The organism is Colwellia psychrerythraea (assembly GCF_000764185.1).
GTDB lineage: Bacteria > Pseudomonadota > Gammaproteobacteria > Enterobacterales > Alteromonadaceae > Colwellia > Colwellia psychrerythraea_B.
In genome coordinates this window covers 111056-130782 of record NZ_JQEC01000011.1, presented here as the reverse complement: position 1 = coordinate 130782, position 19727 = coordinate 111056, and the positions used below count along the sequence as shown (strand labels likewise).

General features: G+C 37.1%; 16 protein-coding genes and 6 tRNA genes. 3 read left to right on the top strand and 19 right to left on the bottom strand.

Going from position 1 to position 19727, the window contains the following annotated elements:
* Positions 1-68: 68 nt before the first annotated feature.
* Positions 69-746, bottom strand: coding sequence for a thiol peroxidase (gene tpx, locus GAB14E_RS17520; protein WP_052093491.1), 678 nt, complete (start codon positions 744-746; stop codon positions 69-71).
* A gap of 182 nt (positions 747-928) precedes the next feature.
* Here tpx and GAB14E_RS17525 point away from each other — a divergent pair, with 182 nt between their 5' ends.
* Both GAB14E_RS17525 and GAB14E_RS17530 read left to right on the top strand, forming a co-directional pair.
* Positions 929-2074 (top strand): response regulator, encoded by a 1146-nt coding sequence (locus GAB14E_RS17525; protein WP_033081150.1) that lies wholly within the window; start codon positions 929-931, stop codon positions 2072-2074.
* An 87-nt stretch (positions 2075-2161) separates the two neighbouring features.
* Complete coding sequence (locus GAB14E_RS17530; protein WP_033081149.1) at positions 2162-3127, top strand: sensor domain-containing diguanylate cyclase; 966 nt, start codon at positions 2162-2164, stop codon at positions 3125-3127.
* 60 nt (positions 3128-3187) lie between these two features.
* Here the strand turns inward: GAB14E_RS17530 and lnt are convergent, their stop codons facing one another.
* The 7 genes from lnt to GAB14E_RS17565 form a co-directional block, all read right to left on the bottom strand.
* Positions 3188-4786 carry an apolipoprotein N-acyltransferase gene (lnt, locus tag GAB14E_RS17535; RefSeq protein ID WP_081967720.1) on the bottom strand — a complete coding sequence of 533 codons (1599 nt, stop codon included), beginning with the start codon at positions 4784-4786 and terminating at the stop codon, positions 3188-3190.
* Positions 4779-5657, bottom strand: a complete 879-nt coding sequence (locus tag GAB14E_RS17540) for an HlyC/CorC family transporter (RefSeq protein ID WP_033081148.1) — start codon at positions 5655-5657, stop codon at positions 4779-4781. Before GAB14E_RS17540 ends, lnt begins: the two co-directional genes overlap by 8 nt.
* A gap of 117 nt (positions 5658-5774) precedes the next feature.
* Positions 5775-6242 (bottom strand): rRNA maturation RNase YbeY, encoded by a 468-nt coding sequence (gene ybeY / locus GAB14E_RS17545; RefSeq protein WP_033081147.1) that lies wholly within the window; start codon positions 6240-6242, stop codon positions 5775-5777.
* Positions 6242-7249, bottom strand: coding sequence for a PhoH family protein (locus tag GAB14E_RS17550; RefSeq protein WP_231562000.1), 1008 nt, complete (start codon positions 7247-7249; stop codon positions 6242-6244). The genes ybeY and GAB14E_RS17550 overlap by 1 nt, the downstream gene beginning before the upstream one ends.
* Positions 7250-7400: 151 nt before the next feature.
* A complete protein-coding gene (gene miaB, locus GAB14E_RS17555; protein WP_033081145.1) occupies positions 7401-8843 on the bottom strand; it encodes a tRNA (N6-isopentenyl adenosine(37)-C2)-methylthiotransferase MiaB in 1443 nt (480 codons plus the stop codon).
* Between the two features lie 161 nt (positions 8844-9004).
* Positions 9005-11824: a ligand-binding sensor domain-containing protein gene (locus tag GAB14E_RS17560; RefSeq protein WP_231561987.1), complete on the bottom strand. Its 2820-nt coding sequence runs from the start codon at positions 11822-11824 to the stop codon at positions 9005-9007.
* Positions 11781-12266: a hypothetical protein gene (locus GAB14E_RS17565; protein WP_033081144.1), complete on the bottom strand. Its 486-nt coding sequence runs from the start codon at positions 12264-12266 to the stop codon at positions 11781-11783. The genes GAB14E_RS17560 and GAB14E_RS17565 overlap by 44 nt, the downstream gene beginning before the upstream one ends.
* A gap of 689 nt (positions 12267-12955) precedes the next feature.
* Between GAB14E_RS17565 and GAB14E_RS17570 the strand changes: the two genes are divergently transcribed.
* Positions 12956-14149, top strand: coding sequence for an FAD-dependent oxidoreductase (locus tag GAB14E_RS17570; protein WP_033081143.1), 1194 nt, complete (start codon positions 12956-12958; stop codon positions 14147-14149).
* Positions 14150-14350: 201 nt separating this feature from the next.
* Here the strand turns inward: GAB14E_RS17570 and GAB14E_RS17575 are convergent.
* From GAB14E_RS17575 to GAB14E_RS17625, 11 genes are all read right to left on the bottom strand, one after another.
* Positions 14351-14427, bottom strand: a tRNA-Met gene (locus tag GAB14E_RS17575).
* 86 nt (positions 14428-14513) lie between these two features.
* A tRNA-Leu gene (locus GAB14E_RS17580) sits at positions 14514-14598 on the bottom strand.
* A 54-nt stretch (positions 14599-14652) separates the two neighbouring features.
* A tRNA-Gln gene (locus GAB14E_RS17585) sits at positions 14653-14727 on the bottom strand.
* A gap of 73 nt (positions 14728-14800) precedes the next feature.
* A tRNA-Gln gene (locus GAB14E_RS17590) sits at positions 14801-14875 on the bottom strand.
* Positions 14876-14919: 44 nt separating this feature from the next.
* A tRNA-Leu gene (locus tag GAB14E_RS17595) sits at positions 14920-15004 on the bottom strand.
* Between the two features lie 64 nt (positions 15005-15068).
* Positions 15069-15145: transfer RNA gene (locus GAB14E_RS17600), tRNA-Met, on the bottom strand.
* Positions 15146-15349: 204 nt separating this feature from the next.
* Positions 15350-15691 carry a DUF3718 domain-containing protein gene (locus GAB14E_RS17605; protein WP_033081142.1) on the bottom strand — a complete coding sequence of 114 codons (342 nt, stop codon included), beginning with the start codon at positions 15689-15691 and terminating at the stop codon, positions 15350-15352.
* A gap of 310 nt (positions 15692-16001) precedes the next feature.
* Positions 16002-17093, bottom strand: a complete 1092-nt coding sequence (ychF, locus tag GAB14E_RS17610; RefSeq protein WP_033081141.1) for a redox-regulated ATPase YchF — start codon at positions 17091-17093, stop codon at positions 16002-16004.
* Between the two features lie 80 nt (positions 17094-17173).
* Positions 17174-17758 (bottom strand): aminoacyl-tRNA hydrolase, encoded by a 585-nt coding sequence (gene pth, locus GAB14E_RS17615; protein ID WP_033081140.1) that lies wholly within the window; start codon positions 17756-17758, stop codon positions 17174-17176.
* Positions 17759-17788: 30 nt separating this feature from the next.
* Entirely contained in the window at positions 17789-18421 is a 633-nt protein-coding gene (locus GAB14E_RS17620) for a 50S ribosomal protein L25/general stress protein Ctc (protein ID WP_033081139.1), read from the bottom strand.
* Between the two features lie 283 nt (positions 18422-18704).
* Entirely contained in the window at positions 18705-19649 is a 945-nt protein-coding gene (locus tag GAB14E_RS17625; protein ID WP_033081395.1) for a ribose-phosphate pyrophosphokinase, read from the bottom strand.
* Positions 19650-19727 lie beyond the last annotated feature (78 nt).

Sequence of the window (19727 nt, the reverse complement as noted above, 5' to 3'; positions counted from 1 at the left end):
TTTTTTCAAGAATAAATATAAATAAAAATAATCATATATTTTAACCACTTGTTTTAATTCGATTTATTTTATTTTGTTTCAGTCGGGTTCTCTAACTGATTTTTAACTGTATCGCCATCAAGCACAATGACAGGTGCGGTATATTTTACCTTTGATAGTGCTTTATCGTAATTAGGGTGTTGTGAGATATTTGCAACAAGCTCTTTATAAACAATCTTTCCTTGGTCATTAATAATAAATATTGCCCGAGTTAGTAAGCCCATATCCTTTATCAATAAACCATAGTTAGCACCAAATTCTCGCCAAACTGAATCAGATAATATCTTAATGCCATCAACATTTTCAACATCACAGAAACGCTTTTGAGCAAAGGGTAGATCATTACTGATGGTTAAAATAGTGATGTTTTTAGGTAACTTTGCCGCTTCTTCATTAAATCGTTTAGTTTGAATTGAGCAAACACCCGTGTCTAAACTGGGAACAACCGAGATAAGTAAGGTTTGCCCTTGGAAATCATTAAGTGTCACGGGTGAAAAATTTTTATCAACTACTTTAAATGTGGGTGCTTGTTCACCAACATTGACTTGATCCCCTAAAAGCGTGACATATTTGTTGCCTGCTTTAACCAAGTTAGTGGTTTCTTTTAGTTTATCGAGATCAAAAGAGTAACCGTGAGTATCAAATGTGATGCTTAAAGTGGCGATCAAAAAAGCAGCTAAGGTGATGTTTGAAGTAGTAAATTTCATAATTTATTGAAAATATTGGTTAAGGTGAAGTGATTTTAGCCGTTTAGTGGTAAAAACTCTATAAATAGAACTTTATCATTGTGTTTTAAATTGGATACTCTATGGTTATCAATAGAGGGTAGATATTTTTTACCCAGCGTTATTATTGTTTAGTTATCGTTTATGTAAGGTCCAATATTAATATGACCACGAAATTATTAATTTGTGATGATTCTAATATGGCGCGCAAACAAGTAGCGCGTTCATTACCAGATGGTTGGGATGTAGAGATAAGTTTTGCTGCCAATGGTGTTGAAGGAATTGAAGCGATAAAGGCAGGTAAAGGTGATGTACTTTTACTTGATTTAAATATGCCTGAAATGGATGGTTATCAAGTACTCGAAGCCATTTTAGCTCAAGACTTACCAACACTTACCATCGTTATATCGGGTGATATTCAACCTGAAGCTCATCATCGCGTCACTAGTTTAGGGGCGTTAGGTTTTATTCAAAAACCGATAAATAAAGCTATTCTAACCGAGGTTTTATCGTCTTACGGGGTTTTCTCCAATGAAGTAAGTAACGACGTAGTTAGCAGCAACGAAGTAACCTCGATTGAATCTGCCTCCATTGTTGAAAATTCGGCTGATGAAACCTCTAATGTAGCCCGTGATATCCCGGAAACTCTCTTTTCTAATCAGCTTGATATTTCTCCTGTTGAAAGTACGCCAGTGAGCATTGAACCAGAAATGACTTTATCAGCGGACATGCGAGATTGTTACCAAGAAATAGCGAATGTTGCAATGGGACGTGCAGGAGATTTACTTGCTCGTTTACTCAATGTTTTTGTTGAGTTACCCATACCAAATGTGAATTTTATTGAGGTAAGTGAAATTCGCATGGCGTTAAAAGATATAGAAAATCATGAAAGTACCTCAGGTGTCTGCCAAGGTTTTATTAGTGCCGGTATTTCAGGTGAAGCATTACTTATCCTAAACGATTCAAGCTTTAAAGATGTCGCATCATTAATGAATTATCAATACGACGCTGATATGGGCACTGAATTAGAGTTGTTAATGGATTTGGCTAATGTACTTATTGGAGCTTGTCTAAAAGGGGTCTCAGAGCAGTTAGATATTCAATTTAGTCAAGGGCATCCTGAGGTATTAGGGCAACACAGAAAAATATCTGATTTAATTGCCAATAATGCCAGTAAGTGGAGAAAAACCTTAGCGATTGAAATTAGCTATAGCATTGAAAATTATCCTATTAAATGTGACTTACTGTTACTATTTACTGAGAAGTCAATGGAAACACTCAATAATAAGTTGGCTTATTTAATTGATTAGTTAAACAGTTAATCTAAGTTGAAATTTATATATTACTTAGAACAAAAAGAATAAGTTAGCGCGATTAAGCGACGACAGGAATAGGTTATGACGTTAGAGAAATCACAATTAAATGAACTGCATTGGCTAATGGAAATGTTGCATAACATTGATGTTGGCCTCGTTGTGCTTGATAAAGAATTCACCGTGCAAATATTTAATGGCTTTATGGAGAACCATAGTGGCTTATTACCTCGTGAAGTAAAAGGTAAGTTAATATTTGATCTATTTGATGAAATTCCACGGCAGTGGTTTACTCGCAAGGCCGAGTCTGTTTTTTTACTAAAAAATAAAGCTTTTACAATATGGGAACAAAGACCTTATTTATTTAAGTTTGATAGCTATCGCCCAGTCACAGGCAGTGCTGATTTTATGTATCAAAACACCACTTTCATACCTCTATTATCTTCTACGGGAGAAGTAAGCCATTTATGTTTACTGGTTTATGATGTCACTGATAATGCCGTGCATAAACAGAGTTTGAAAAAAGCTAACGAAGAGTTGGCTATATTAAGTCAAACCGATGGTTTAACGCAGTTATTTAATCGAACGCATTGGGAGCAATGTTTATTAGCTGAGCATAAACGTTGGAGTCGTAGTCAACATGCAAGTTCTTTAGTGATGATTGATATCGATCATTTTAAAAATGTGAATGATAGCTATGGTCATATGGTCGGGGATGAAGTCATTCGTCATATTTCAGGGTTAATACGTCACCACGTTAGAGAAACTGATGTTTGTGGACGTTATGGTGGTGAAGAGTTCGCTATACTGTTATCTGATACACCGCTTAAAAATGCTTTTGTATTTGCTGAGCGACTACGAAAAGAAGTCAGTGAAGCTATAGTAAAATATAATGATATAGATATAAACTATACCATTAGCATTGGTATTGCAGAAGTTGACGAGAGCATTGAGAATCATGAGGTTTGGATTGAATGCGCTGATGCGGCCTTGTATAAATCAAAAGAAACGGGTCGTAATAAAACCTCGTTACATCCTAAACAAGTTTAAAAAATAAAACATTATTAATTAAGTTATTAAAAAGTGCCCTAGATAGGCACTTTTTTACGGTTATAACCTCATAACTTTCATGAATAAGAGTGGAACTATGACCATTAACCATAAAATTAAATTTGGCCATTGGCTATATGGCGTATCACCACTAACAAATTCAACCGTGCCTTTAAGAACCACCTCTTCAAATTGCGGTGCTATTTCAGTGACTTCACCTAAATGATTTATCATGCCAGTAACGCCATTGTTTGTTGCTCGAACTAAGGGCCGACCAAACTCTAAGGCGCGCATTCTAGCTATTTCAAAATGTTGATGTGGGCCATGAGAATCACCAAACCAAGCATCATTGCTAACCGTTAATATCATATCGGTATTGTCGGTAAAGTTAGCAGCTAATTGTTTTGGAAAGGCAATTTCAAAACAATTCAACGGTAATATATGTAGACCATTAGCCATTAAGTTTGGTTGTACGTAATTGCCGGCGGTAAAAGATGACTGAGGTAAGTTAAATAAAGGTGCTAAAGGGCGAAGAAACTCTTGAAAGGGAATAAACTCACCAATTGGCAATAAATGGCTTTTATAGTATCTATTACTGTGATTGTAATAGTAACCTTGATCATCTTCTGCATTTTTCTTGCCTAATACAAGCAAGGCATTAAAATACTCTTTGCTTTCAAAATTATAGTTAATTAAACCAGTAATAATAGTGCTTTTATTTAATATAGCCGAGCGATTTACGGTTGTTAAATAATCTTGCACCGCAGGCTCTAACGCTGGAATTGCAGATTCGGGCCAAACAATAATATCAGCATCATAGTTAACCCGCGTTAAATCCAAATATTTCAACATGGTCGGCCATTCCTGCTCTGGCTGCCATTTTATTGATTGGGAGATATTACCTTGGATCAATGCTACTTTGGCGCTCTTTCCTGTTAACTCAGTCCAGCTTACTAGGTTTAATCCAAAGCTAGTAACAATGATAATTGTCGCTAGAGCAAGGGACAAAGTTAAGTTTTTACAAGACGAGTTTGTCTTTGCCTCTAGGTTCTTGCCTTTAAATAAGGTCAAACTGCTAGCGTAAATGTTGACCAAACAAATATTTAATAACAAGATAATACCCGTAAGGCCAACCTCACCTATAACAGGGGCAAAGCTAGCTAATGGACTATCTATTTGAGTATAGCCAAGAGAGAGCCACGGAAAGCCAGTTAACACTACCGAGCGTAAGTATTCACACAATAACCAAACAGGGGGTAATAGCCACAAATTTAATTGTTTATTTTTAGAAAATCGTGCTGTTAAATAGCCAGCAAGTGTCGGGAATATAGCGAGGTAAGCACATAAGCCTAACATCAGTAGCAAAGAAATAACTAATGGCAAACCACCAAATTGGTCAATACTGACATGCACCCAGCTAATACCACTGCTAAACCAGCCAAAGGCAAATAAAGCCATTTTTTTAGCCGCTAGCTTAGGGGCAGCATTGTTTACTTGGTAAAGCATTATGCTAGGTAATATTAATGCCAACCACCAATAGGAAAATGGTGCATAAGCAAAAACCAACAAAAAGCCACTTAAAAAACATAACCAATTGCTTGGGTTTGTAAGTGTATTTTTGATGGCTTGATAAACGGAAATAATACTGATATTAGTCACTCATTTTTCCATTAATTTGATGAGTTTTATCAACACTTACTTGTAACATTTGCATGCGCCTACTATCAGCAACTAATACTTTAAATTCGAAACAGCCTAAGCTGAATAATTCACCTTTTTTCGGCATATGGTTAAACTGACGCAAAACAATACCGCCGATGGTATCTGCACCTGCTTCATCAAATTTACAGTTAAAGTAGTCATTAAAGTTGCCCAGTTCAGTAAGGGCTTTCACTAGATATACATTACCCGCTAAATGTTTAATTTCTTCTTCGTTTTCATCATCGGTTTCATCTTCAATTTCACCAACAATTTGCTCTAAAATATCTTCGATGGTGATAACACCTGAAACGCCACCGTATTCATCAACAACAATCGCCATATGATAACGGTTAGAACGAAACTCTTTTAATAAAGGTTCAACTTTCTTACTTTCAGGAACAATGATGGCAGGTCGAATAATATCACTTAGACTAAAATCACTGCTTTGTGAATTAAAACCAAAAGCAAGTAAGTCTTTTGCTAATAAAATACCATTAACATGATCGATATCTTCATTAACAACGGGAAAACGTGAGTGACCTGATTCGAGAATAATAGGTAAGAATTCTTCAAGGCTGTGGTTAATATCAATAGTAACCATCTGCGAGCGAGGTATCATTATCTCTCGAACACGCATTTCTGATACGTCTAGTACACCTTTGATCATTTGTTTGGTTTCAGGGTTGATCAAGTCTCTTTCTTGAGCATCATTTAATACATCAACCAATTGATCTTTATTTTTCGGCTCAGGTGTTAATATTTGCATGACTTTATGCAAAAAGGACTTATTAGCTGAACCGTTACTAGAATGGGGGTTATCATCGCTCATAGAGCTATTTGTATTCCTTTGATATTAAGTTAATGAACAAGCTATTGAGTATATGCTTGAACATATTATTGGCTAATTAATTTGGTTAGTATCTTGTTATTATTCTCAGTAAACAACTTACTGCTCTAAATAAGGGTTATTAATTCCTAGTTTAGATAAAATAGCAACTTCAAGCGATTCCATTTCTAACGCTTCATCGTCACTTATATGATCAAAGCCAAGTAAATGCAAGCAGCCATGAATAACCAGGTGCGCCCAATGATCAAATAAGGCTTTATTTTGTGCTTGTGCTTCTTGTTTCATGACTTCAATGCAAATTATTAAGTCACCTAAAAGGTTAAGCTCGATACCATCAGGAACTTCAAAAGGGAAAGATAGCACATTGGTTGGCTTGTCTTTACCGCGGTATTGACTATTTAACTGCTGGCTTTCATCACTATTAACTAGGCGAATAGTAAGTTCAAACTCTTGATTTGGTTTACTGATCACTGCTGCTAAAGCTGTATCGACCCAGAGTTGAAACTGTTCTTTACTAGGTAACTCTGTTTGCTGACAAGCAATTTGTAGATCAATCACATGAGACATTAGCTTAAATCGCTCTCAGCATTTTTTGCTTGCTGTGCCTGCTTTTTTTCTTGTTTTTGCCTATTTACTTTTTGCTCATGGTTATCATAAGCATCAACAACTCTGGCAACAACAGGATGGCGAACAACATCTTTTGATTGAAAAAAGTTGAAACTAATGCCATTGATGTCTTGTAAAACTTCTATGGCATGACGAAGACCAGACGTTTGATGACGAGGTAAATCAACTTGAGTAATATCACCAGTTATAACAGCGCGTGAGTTAAAGCCAATACGTGTTAAAAACATTTTCATTTGCTCAACGGTAGTATTTTGACTTTCATCCAAAATAATAAAAGCATCATTTAGTGTTCTGCCACGCATATAAGCGAGGGGGGCAACTTCTATGACATTACGCTCGATAAGTTTTTCGACTCTTTCAAAGCCAAGCATTTCAAAGAGAGCATCATAAAGCGGTCTTAAATAAGGGTCTATTTTTTGCGATAAATCACCGGGTAAAAAACCTAATTTTTCACCCGCTTCTACTGCAGGTCTAGTGAGTAAAATGCGGCGTACTTCTTGACGCTCTAGTGCATCAACCGCGCAAGCCACGGCTAAATAGGTTTTACCGGTACCAGCAACACCAACACCAAAACTTATATCACTGGTAATGATATTTTGCACATAATCTTGTTGGTTAGCATTACGCGGTTTAACAAGGCCACGCTTGGTTTTAATGGTGACCATTTCATCGTATTTATTTCCTAACTGATCATCTAACTCAGCTGATAGCTTACCTCTAACTGGCTCTTGCTCAAGACAATTAGCTTCTAAAATAGCTAAGTGCACCATTTCAGCTGTAATGATCTTACTTTCTCCTTTAACTTTTTGGCTTTCAAGGTAAAGGTCTTTAAGAATTTGAATAACAGCTTGAGTATGTGACGGTTTACCAACGACAGTAAATTCATTACCTCGGTAACTTATCTCTACACCTAAACGGCGTTCAATAGTTTTTAAGTTATCGTCCATCGGGCCACATAAGTTTGCTTGCCTGTGATTATCTACAGGCTCCAAGTTGAAAACTTCTCGGCTTAACTTAAGTGCTTTAGTTGTTGGTGTGCTCAAATTCATTTCCGCTTTGTTAAATTAATCGTATTTAATCGAGTGCTAAGTGGTAATACTAGGGCGTAAAAGTACCTACACCTAATTCGTCAAGATTACTTGGCGTTGCCGTATGGTGATTATTTGCCAATATATCAGCAGGAGAGTGGGCAATTCGAAGTCCCATCTCTTTTTCTTCACGGACTAACTCGCCACGTAAAGAGTTAGCAATCACATCAGTAATTTTGATATCGACAAATTGACCAATAACGCTATGTGGGGCAACAAAGTTAACGGTACGATTATTTTCTGTTTTGCCCCGTAATTCCATTGGGTTCTTTCTAGAAGGGCCTTCAACGAGAACGCGCTGCTCGGTATTAAGCATTTGTCTAGCAATACGTAATGCTTGGTGTGTTATTTGGTCTTGCAGAGTTTTTAAACGATCTTTTTTCGTTTGATCGCTAATATCATCAGGTAAGTCAGCTGCAGGAGTTCCAGGACGAGCGCTATAGATAAAGCTAAAACTTAAATCAAAATCTACCGCTTTAATTAGGTCCATAGTTGCCATGAAATCTTCATCACTTTCACCAGGGAAGCCAATTATAAAGTCAGAAGACATTGATAATTGAGGACGCGCTTTTTTCAGTTTTCGAATTTGAGATTTATACTCAATGGCAGTATGGCCACGTTTCATTTGTGTAAGAATACGGTCACAACCACTTTGAACGGGAAGGTGTAAGTGGTTTACTAGCTCTGGCACATCGTTATATGCTTCAATTATATCGTCAGTAAACTCTACAGGGTGAGAAGTGGTATAACGGATACGATCGATACCATCAATAGTTGCAACCAAGCGCACTAAATCAGCAAAGCGGCAAATGCTGCCATCATGCATTTCACCACGATAAGCATTAACATTTTGGCCTAATAGGTTTACTTCACGCACGCCTTGCTCTGCAAGTTGGGCAATTTCATATAATACATCGTCCAGTGGTCGACTAACTTCTTCACCACGAGTATAAGGCACTACACAGAAAGTACAGTACTTACTACATCCTTCCATAATCGAAACAAAAGCACTAGCACCGTCAGCCTTAGGTTCAGGAAGACGGTCGAATTTTTCAATCTCTGGGAAGCTAACATCAACAATCGGGCTACTTGAGTGTTGTAATTGATTAAGCATTTCAGGTAAACGGTGCAATGTTTGCGGACCAAATATCATATCAACAAACGGCGCACGTTTACGAATAGCGTCACCTTCTTGTGAAGCCACACAGCCACCAACACCAATAAGTAAATCAGGCTTAGTATCTTTTAAACGCTTCCAACGACCTAGTTGGTGAAATACTTTTTCTTGTGCTTTTTCGCGAATAGAGCAAGTATTAAGCAAGATAACATCAGCTTGTTCCGCTTCTTCAACCAAGGAAAATCCATGGGTTGAGTCCAACAATTCTGCCATCTTCTGCGAGTCATACTCGTTCATCTGACAGCCCCAAGTTTTGATATATAGCTTCTTACTCATTTACTTCACTCTTTACGCACAAATTATACTGGAAATTGCTTATGCAAACCCAGTACAGATAAAAGGAGGCGTATTTTATACCAATTACGCGCAAATTTCGAATTAATACGGCAACAAGTTGTAAATGCCTTTATTATTTTATTTTAAAACAAAAAAATACGCTAATTTAAGGTCATTAAAGGAAAACTAATAACTAACTGACTAGTACCATCATCGTTCGTAAAAGTATTAAGAGAAGCGTGATGTTTATTGGTAATTTGACGAATAGTATAGCTAGCCAGATCGAAATCAACCTTACTTGTCAGTTGACTAAAGGAGTTATGGTCACTATTTATGGTAAGCCATAATTTATGTTTCACTTCTTGCAAAGTAAGGGTGAAATTCTCGGCGTTACTTTTAAATATTGCTGAGGTAAGTGCTTCAAATATTACTTTATAGACATCGGCTTTTAGCTCGTAGTTGCAATTATCGATTTTATCATCAAGAGTAAAGTTTAACTTTGCTAGGTATTTATTTTGCAGATAATCCCCTAGAAAGGGGATAGCAGTTAATAACGTGTTTCCGGCTAAATTGTTAGGCTCTTGGCTGTTAATTTTTTCTTCAAGGGCCAATAAACTACTTTCAATTAATTGCTTACCTTGTACTAGTTCATTGTTGCTCAAAGATGAGCTGGCAAGCTGTAAATTACGCTGCACTGTCTTCATTAATTGGCCATAATTTCTCATATCGTCCTTGAGAATATTATGAATATGTCTAATCGATTTAGTGCGTAAAATAAGTAACCAACAAGTCAATAATATGGTCAAGGTAACCATTACCGCATAAAATATTCTGATGTTGACTGTCCAATACCAAGGGTAAGCAACATTAATTTCAGTATAAGCTTTTATATCGCTCCATTGCCCTAAGCTATTGGTTGCCATAATTTCTACATGATAATTACCCGAAGCAAGACCCGTTAGAGTTAGCTGATTATTATTCATTAACAGCCAATCACTATTGTTAATACGATACTGAAACTTTTTATTTAGGCCCGGTCTATGGTCTAAGCTAGCTAAATCAAGGGTAATTACATCGTTACCACTTTCAATTTCTATGGTTTTATTGAGTAAGTAGGCTTTACCAGAAATGGTTGTTTTACTAATAATAACATTAGGGTTGAATTGTTTTTGTTCAGAAAGGTCGAGCGCCAAAACCCCACTGTAATGGATAGCGTAAAGAATGTCGTCTTTGACTAACATACTGCTAACAAAAGAATACTGTTGGGTGTTCTCTATCATGGTAACTTGATAGTTTGTTGGTGAAATCCTATATAGACCAGGCTTACCTGAGGCCCAAATCTCACCATTAACTAATAACATTTCAGTGAAACTATGGTTATTAGATAAATGGGCTAATAAGTCACCTTGTTGGTTAAAAACCAGAATACCGTCACCTAAAGTAGAAGCAAAAATTTTATTATTGGCAAGAACCAGTGAAATAACTTTGCTTCTATTTGGCGTTTTAAGCGTAGTAACCGTGTGGCTATTTTGCTGATAAATACTGACCTTGTTATTATGAGCAATCCATATTTTACCATTATCTAGCGGTAATACATCAATAACTTCAGGGGTCAGTAAACCAATGCTTTCATCGATATGATTAATCATCTCTTCAGTGATTAAGTCATAAACATATAGACCATAACCATCAGTGGCTATATAGAGTAAATTATTTTTTTGTTCTAGTTTTAATACTAATTTATCACCAACAATATCAAGTTTAGTCACTTGGTTGGTACTTTTATCATAACGCCATAAACCATCGAAGCAGCCGATATATAGACTGTTATTTACCTCTAGTAAGTCAAATGTTTTTAAGCCTTTTCGGGTAAAAGCTGTATTACTCTCTTGATTAAATACCGGCTCTAAGAAATTTTGCAAACCTGCACCATAACTGCCAATAATAATGTCATTATCAAATAAGGCTATTTCATTGCCATTGATGGGGATATCAAAAGTAAGGTTGTGGTTTTTAATATAGTTTTCGTTAAGTTGCTCAACACCTTGACTACTCACTAACCATAAGACTCCAGAAGCATCATGAAACATGTTTCTCAGTCTACCCGTTTTACTTTTCTCATAATTGTGCGGCAGTACAGTTAGTTTAGCACCGTTATACTTGCTTACTTTACCCTCTGAGCTAACAGTGAAAAAACTATCATTATGATAGGCCTTTGTTAAACCGTATAACTTTTCATTATGTTTGATACTTGTTTGCTTGCCATCATCACCTAATCGATAGATTTTATTAGCTGTTATCGCTATTACTGCATTTGATAGTGCCGTTAATGCTGTTATTGGTCCTGTAATGATTTGTACTAAACTATTACCTTGCAATTGATACAAACCATCATTATTTGATAGGTAGAATTGGTTTTGGGTATGAGCAATGTCTTTAATGCCTATATTTTGATCAATCACCAGGGTGGAATTATCACTTGGATTAAAGCGATAAAACTTATTTGTATTTGCGGCATAACTATAATAGTTATTTTTAAATAGTGTTGCCTTGTAGTGGCTTGGCTCTGAGATACCCGTGGTTATTTTTTCAGCTTCTCCATTACGAGTATCAAATAACCATAAACCAGCCATTTCAGTGGAGAGTATTAGCTTGTTATCAACGAGTTCAATATTATGTATCCATGAAAAAGGTAATGGCCACTCTTGATTATTAAGGGAAAAAGTAATTTTATTGTTGGCGTCAAGGCGCGTTAACCCTTGTTGACCCGATAACCAGATAAAACCATGTTTATCTTGTAATATATCATTGATATTACTAAGGGTCTGTAGAGGTGCGGTAGTGTTAGCGTGACTAATAAAGCTGAAAGTGAAAAGGCTAAGTGCAAAAAATTTAATGAGCTTAGCCTGAAAATATACCATAGTGTTTGTATCAGTATTAAACGATGCTTTGTGGCGTACCTTTCGTACCATCCTTATCATGTTCTCTATCGCCACAGACGGCAAAGATCTTTGGCATATTACCTTCAACGGTTGGCTTTTGAACCAATAAATAAGTGGGTTTTCGAGGATCATTTTGATGTTGTTTTTCTGCCCAAGCGTTAGATATTTTATCAGCAAACGGCTGACCATATTTTACTGCGAAGGCTGTGACTAACATTTCAACACCAAAGTCATCCATAACCAACATAGTGTTGTTATGGTATCCGCTTGTACTATCAAAATCTATATCTACGGTTAATATTTTATTGTTGGGTAATACTAAATCAGCTCTTAACTTGGCAACAACGGCGCGATCGTCATGTGCTTTTAACTGAGTACGATTTGGCTTTTCAGTAAAATCATAGACTAAATTAATATCCTTACTTACTCGTCTTTCTTCTGTTTTTAGTTTTGTGGCCGATTTCTGTGGTTGTGCAGACATAGTGCTTCCTTTTTGATTTACTAAATAAATTTATTTACTACTCATGTTCCCATATCAGGCAACCACTTAATTAAAAGTAAACACCCTTAGTGCTTAGGCTTATATTTCCTTGCAACCTCAATGCCTTGGCATTTTACTATAACTGAAATTAATTCATAAACAAGCTTTGACTGACTACCTTGATATCAAAAAAATTGTTTATTTCAGCTTATGTTAACATCCATGTTCTAGCCCCGATATTTCAACCTACTTGGGTTGATTATTTTACTGCTTAGTTTCAAACAAAAAATCGATTATTTACAAGACACTCAACAAGCTAGACAGGTAAGTTTGTCGATAACTATTGCTACTGAAATTAAAGCATTAATATATTTTTTTACAAAAAGAGCACGGCTTAACTACTAGGTGCTTTTAAGGCTAACAAGCAACAACTATTTCAGCTACAAAAAACAAAAACAGCAAACTGATATACGCGTTAACCGATTTCTTGATTGGGGCCCTGGTTATTTTATTGCAAAGCTCATAATGCTCTGTGACTTGAGCCGTTTATGCCAGCAAGCAACTAGATAACCCATGTGGTGGCAGTAAAGGTGATGTACTTGTGAGATTAATACATTAAAGCAGTCGAAAATAGTGTTATGCATGGGTAGAATAAGGGCATATTACAATATAGTTGTGAACTCTAAAGCATGGAACATTTTGATTGTGTAGTTATTGGTGGTGGTATGGTTGGGGCGACGAGTGCACTTACCCTAGCGCAACTTGGTTTACAGGTCGCTTTGGTTGAACCGCACCCGGCAAAAGATTATTCTGTTGAGCAAAGCTTTGATTTACGTGTATCAGCTGTTTCTTTAGCTTCCCAACAGTTATTAAGCCAAGTAGGTGCTTGGCAGAAAATTAAAGACTGGCGAGTTTGTCCTTATAAGCGTCTTGGCGTGTGGGAACATGAAAGTGCTTATACAGAATTTAATGCCGATGATATTAAACAAATAAACCTTGGTCATATTGTTGAAAATAGACTTATTCAGCTAGCGTTATGGCAGAAAATTAACGTTATGAGCAATATCACAACTTTTTGTCCTGATAGCTTAATATCTTTAAAGCAAGACCATGACAAAGCAACATTAATACTGACAAATGGCTCGATAACGGCAAAACTTGTTATCGGCGCTGATGGCGCACAGTCAAAAGTTAGGCAAATGTCAGCTATCGGTATGACTGGCTGGGATTATCAACAATCTGCTATGTTGATTAATGTTGAAACCTCCATGTGCCAACAAGATATCACTTGGCAACAATTTTCCCCTACGGGCCCTGTGGCATTTTTACCCTTAGGTGGAAAAAGCTCTTTGGGCGGTTATGCATCATTAGTTTGGTATCATCAGCGCAATGAAATTACTCGTTTAGTATCATTATCCAATGTGCGGCTTGAGCAAGAAGTCCTTAAAATATTTCCTAAACAGTTAGGTAACATCAGAGTACTTGCTAAAGGTGCTTTCCCGTTAACACGAAGGCATGCTAATACTTATCAGCATAAACGCGTACTGTTATTAGGCGATGCCGCTCATACAATTAACCCAATGGCAGGGCAGGGGGTAAACTTAGGTTTTAAGGACGTTATTGCCTTACAGCATGTTATTGCTGATGCTATTAGTAATGGAGAAGTTTGGCATCATGAAGCTGTATTAGCGCGTTATGAAAAAATGAGACGCAAAGAAAACTTGTTGATGATGTCTACTATGGACGCTTTATATGCCGGCTTTAGTCATCCATCCCCCGTTGTTAAGGTTGCGCGTAATTTAGCATTACTTGCCGTTAATAAAGTACCTTTTCTAAACAGCACGATAAAGAATAAAGCCTTGGCTTATGCTTGTGGTTTATAGACAGAGTTACAGTTAATTAAAACTTGGTTCATTTCTCGGGGGAGTTGAACCTTCATACTAGTTAGCTTGAGTCATTTCAGTCGAGCATATAGATGCGATTTTAATTTTTCTAGGAACTGATTTGAGTTTATTACTTGAAGGATTTTAGGTGCTAACTGGGAGTGTCCGATATACTTGAATTCACTTTTACAGAAGTAAAAATGGTGGCTACACCGGGACTCGAACCTGGGACCCCATCATTATGAGTGATGTGCTCTAACCAACTGAGCTATGTAGCCTTTAAAACACAAGTAATTATCCAATATAAGCAATACTTAATATTTAGACAACAAAGGGAGTGTTTTGATTTTCTAGATATTTGAAATGGTGCGGGTCAAGAGACTTGAACTCTCACATCTTGCGATACTGGAACCTAAATCCAGCGCGTCTACCAATTCCGCCAAACCCGCATACATCCAAGGTTTAAAGAGACTTGACTCTGTTAGCCATTTTTTTAAAAAAAATGGCAGGGATAAGAGGATTTGAACCTCTGAATGACGGGATCAAAACCCGCTGCCTTACCGCTTGGCTATATCCCTACAGGGAGGTAATTACATTACAGACTTTTTATAATCAGATACTAATTAAGAATTAGAAACTATTGATAAAAAGTGGCAGGGATAAGAGGATTTGAACCTCTGAATGACGGGATCAAAACCCGCTGCCTTACCGCTTGGCTATATCCCTGCAATGTACTTACTTTTTACTTATGCAACAAAGTTGCTTTGAAATGGTGCGGGTCAAGAGACTTGAACTCTCACATCTTGCGATACTGGAACCTAAATCCAGCGCGTCTACCAATTCCGCCAAACCCGCATTACATTCAAATTTTTAAAGAGTATTGAACTCTCTCTACTTAAGTATAAATACCGAAGTAAAATGGTGGCTACACCGGGACTCGAACCTGGGACCCCATCATTATGAGTGATGTGCTCTAACCAACTGAGCTATGTAGCCTTTACCAACCTGCTCTGTAGCAAGTGCGGCGTATTATGCTAATCTACCTGCCTTACGTCAACCGTTTTTTTCGAAAAAGTTGTACTTTTTATTTGTTTGGCTATTGCTTGTTCGATTTGAGGGATAACTACGCAAGAAAACGTTAAAAACGCATTACCTTTTATAAAAGGGTAATGCGTTTAACGATGTAACTAAGAAACTAAGTTATCTGTCTCTTGCTTCTTCTGCTAAGTGAGCAGAATGTTTTGCTAAGTTATCAATTTCAAGCTTAACTTTTTTAGAAGGTAATTTGCCAATAATGAACTCACCGACTTCTAGTGCCTGAGATTTGGCAGCAAAAATAAGTAGGTTATCGTTATTACACTGTATGCCATCATAAATCTTTCTAATTTTTAATTTATTTTGCTTTAAAAATGATCTTAAGCGACTTTTATCATTTGCTTGAACATATTCGCAGATACGTAAAGTCAGGTTATCTGCTTGCGCAGGGGCTGCAGTGATGAAACTAGCTGCAATAATTGCTGATATAAGTATTACTTTTTTCATGTTAGTGCCTTATTATTGTTGGATTAAAACCTTATTCAAACACTGAAAGTGTAGACCAATTTCAATTTTGTATTTTCCAATGGATAAATTAAATCGAGATGATCTGCAATTATTTGTAAATGTCTGAGGTCACAACTTGAATATTATTGAAATTAAACCATAAAACAAGTCTTTCTTATATTTGTTAGGTTAAGTGGCTGTAAACTAACCTATCGTGTGTAGATTGAGGATCATTAGGGAATAACAGGCAAAAAAATAGGCTTATCATTCGATAAACCTATTTTTTGATGTAAAACGTTAAAAGATAAGTTTATACATTAAAACGGAAGTGGATTACGTCGCCGTCTTTTACTCGGTAGTCTTTACCTTCTAAACGCCATTTACCGGCTTCTTTAGCACCAGACTCACCATTGAATTCGATAAAATCATCATAACCAACGATTTCAGCGCGGATAAAGCCTTTCTCAAAGTCAGTATGAATTACACCTGCAGCTTGTGGTGCGGTAGCATTTTGCTTAACAGTCCATGCACGTACTTCTTTAACACCCGCGGTGAAATAAGTTTGTAAGTGAAGTAATGAGTAACCGGCATTGATAACACGATTAAGTCCTGGCTCTTCTAAGCCAAGATCAGCCATAAATTCAGCCCTGTCTTCATCATCCATTTCAGACAATTCACTTTCAATTTCAGCACAAACAGCAACAACGATGGCGCCTTCGGAATCCGCTATTTTTTGTACTTCATCAAGGTAAGGATTATTTTCAAAACCATCATCGTTAACGTTGGCAATGTACATGGTTGGTTTGATTGTTAGGAAGTTTAGGTAGTCGACGGCCGCTTTTTCTTCTTTAGTTAATTCTAAAGAGCGTATCATTTCGCCCTCTTCAACATGCTTTAATATTTTTTGTAATACCGGCATTTCAAATTTAGCATCTTTATCACCACCTTTAGCTTTTTTGGCTAAACGGAATATTGCACGTTCTGCGGTATCCATATCAGATAAAGCTAACTCGGTGTTGATAACATCGATATCATCAGTAGGACTGATCTTATTAGCAACATGAATTATATTGTCATTATCAAAGCAGCGAACTACGTGACCAATGGCATCAGTTTCACGAATATTAGCTAAGAACTTATTACCTAAACCTTCACCTTTTGATGCGCCCGCAACAAGACCTGCAATGTCAACAAATTCCATTGTCGTTGCTAATACACGCTCAGGTTTTACGATAGCTGTTAATTTATCTAAGCGAGGATCGGGTACAGGTACTACGCCAGTATTAGGCTCAATAGTACAAAACGGGAAGTTTGCCGCTTCAATACCTGCTTTAGTAAGTGCATTGAATAGTGTTGATTTACCTACGTTAGGCAAGCCAACGATACCACATTTAAAACCCATAATTTTTTACCTATTGATTAGTTAACCTGTGCCCTTAAATAGAACTTAGGTTAGATACTAGCGTGTATTTACTTTCTATATTATTCGGCTTTAAACGAGTGTAAGCGGTTTTGTGCTTTTTTTAAGTCGTCTTTGAGCCATATGTCCAAACATCGACTGGCTTCGTCAATTGCTTGTTCAATTTTTTCTTGCTCTGCCTTGGGTGCTTTACCCAAAACATGACCCGTTACTTTATCGCGATGACCTGGATGGTCAATGCCAATACGTAACCGGTAGAAATCTTTATTGTTAGCCATGCGAGCGATAATATCGCGCAAGCCATTATGTCCGCCGTGTCCGCCACCTTTTTTAATTTTACAAACACCGGGTTGCATATCTAGTTCATCATGAGCAACTAAAATTTCATCAACAGTGATTTTGAAAAAGTTAGCCAGTGGTGCAACTGCTTGACCGCTACAATTCATGAAGGTGGTTGGAATTAACAAGTGAACAAGGTTTCCCGCAATTATCCCTTTACCATAAAGGCCAGAGTATTTTTTTTCGGGACGGAGGGAAATGTTGTGGCAACGAGCTAGCTCTTCAACGAACCAAACACCTGCATTGTGACGTGTTTTGCTATATTCGGGACCAGGATTACCCAGCCCCGCAATTAATTTAATAGTCATTATCTATAATATTATAAATGAATGTAGCTATTATTCAGCAGCTGGAGCTTCTTCTGCTGGAGCAGCTTCGTCTTCATCAGTTGTTTTAGCCGCTTTAGGTGCTTTAGCAGAAACAACAGCTAAATCGTGATCTTCACCTTTAGCTAATTCGTCAGAAGTTACGCCTGCAGGGAAGGTAACATCAGATAAATGTAAAGTTTGACCAAGTTCTAAACCAGCTAAGTCAACTGTAATAAACTCAGGTAAGTCTTTTGGTAAACAAGTAATAGCAATTTCGTTCATGTGGTGAGAAATGTTCGCACCAGTTTTAGCTGCTTCATCTTCATTGATGAAGTGAATAGCTGCGTTTGAATGAACAACGTGGTTTGCATCAATGCGCATGAAATCTAAGTGCATTACCAATTGCTTGAACGGGTGACGTTGCATGTCTTTAATTAAACATTCAACTGACTTACCAGCGATGTTTAATGTTAATACTTGCGAATAGAACGCTTCTTCTTGTTGAGCACGGAAAACGTTTTTGTGCTCTAAAGTTAAAGATACAGGTTCTTGGTTTTCACCGTAAAGGATAGCAGGAACTTTGTTCGCGTGACGTAGGCGGCGGCTCGCACCTTTCCCTAAATCAGTACGTACTTCAGCTTCTAATGTTAATAAATCAGTCATTTTAATACTCTTCTCGTATAAAAGTTATATAAGTTAAAAAACTTAAAAATTAAGTCTTGTTTTTTGCGACCAAAAACAAGGAGATACCATTTCAATACTATAGGCCAGTTAAAAAGCTACTAGACTATTAGATAAAAAAGGCGCCGCATAATAACATTTAGACCTAGCTAAAGCTATTAAATAAAGTGATTAATTGTGAGGAGGAGTATAATGGGAGGTGACAATAAAAAAGCAGCCGTTATAAGGCTGCTTTTTTGCAAGGTGAGTAATAATTACTAAGGAATTAATCGAACATTGCAGAGATAGACTCTTCATTGCTCACACGACGAATCGCTTCACTGAGCATGCCGCTTAAGGTCAATTGACGAACCATTTTAAGCCCTTTGATTTCGTCAGAAAGTGGAATTGAATCAGTTACTACTACTTCATCAATAACAGAATCTCTAAGGTTTTGTGCTGCATTACCAGATAAAACCGGATGAGTTGCATAAGCGATTACACGTTTTGCGCCATGTTCTTTTAATGCTTCAGCCGCTTTTGCTAATGTACCGCCAGTATCAATCATATCATCAACAATAATACAATCACGACCAGCAACATCACCAATAATATGCATTACTTGTGCAACGTTCGCTTTCGGGCGACGTTTATCGATAATGGCTAAGTCAGCGTCATCAAGAAGTTTAGCTACTGCACGAGCACGCACAACACCACCGATATCAGGAGAAACAATCACCGGATTGTCTAACTTACGGCTTTTCATGTCTTCTAATAAGATTGGTGTACCAAAAGCATTGTCAACAGGTACATCAAAGAAACCTTGGATTTGCTCTGCGTGTAAATCAACCGTTAATACACGGTCAACACCAACACTTGATAAGAAGTCAGCAACTACTTTTGCAGTAATTGGTACACGAGCACTACGTACACGTCTGTCTTGGCGAGCATAACCAAAATAAGGAATTACAGCAGTGATACGGCCAGCAGAGGCACGACGCAATGCGTCTATCATTACAATTAATTCCATTAAGTTATTATTGGTTGGAGCACAGGTTGATTGAATAATAAAAACATCAGCACCACGGACATTTTCATTTACTTCAACACTAATTTCACCATCACTAAAACTACCGACTTTAGCATCGCCTAATGGCATATATAGGCGATTACAAATTTTCTTGGCCAGTTCAGGGGTGGCATTACCCGCAAAAATCTTCATGTCAGGCACTTTCGATTCCTCAGAAATATTTGACATTAATAGTAGGCTCTTTGATTGATAAGTAATCATCGAGCAGTATAACGCTTA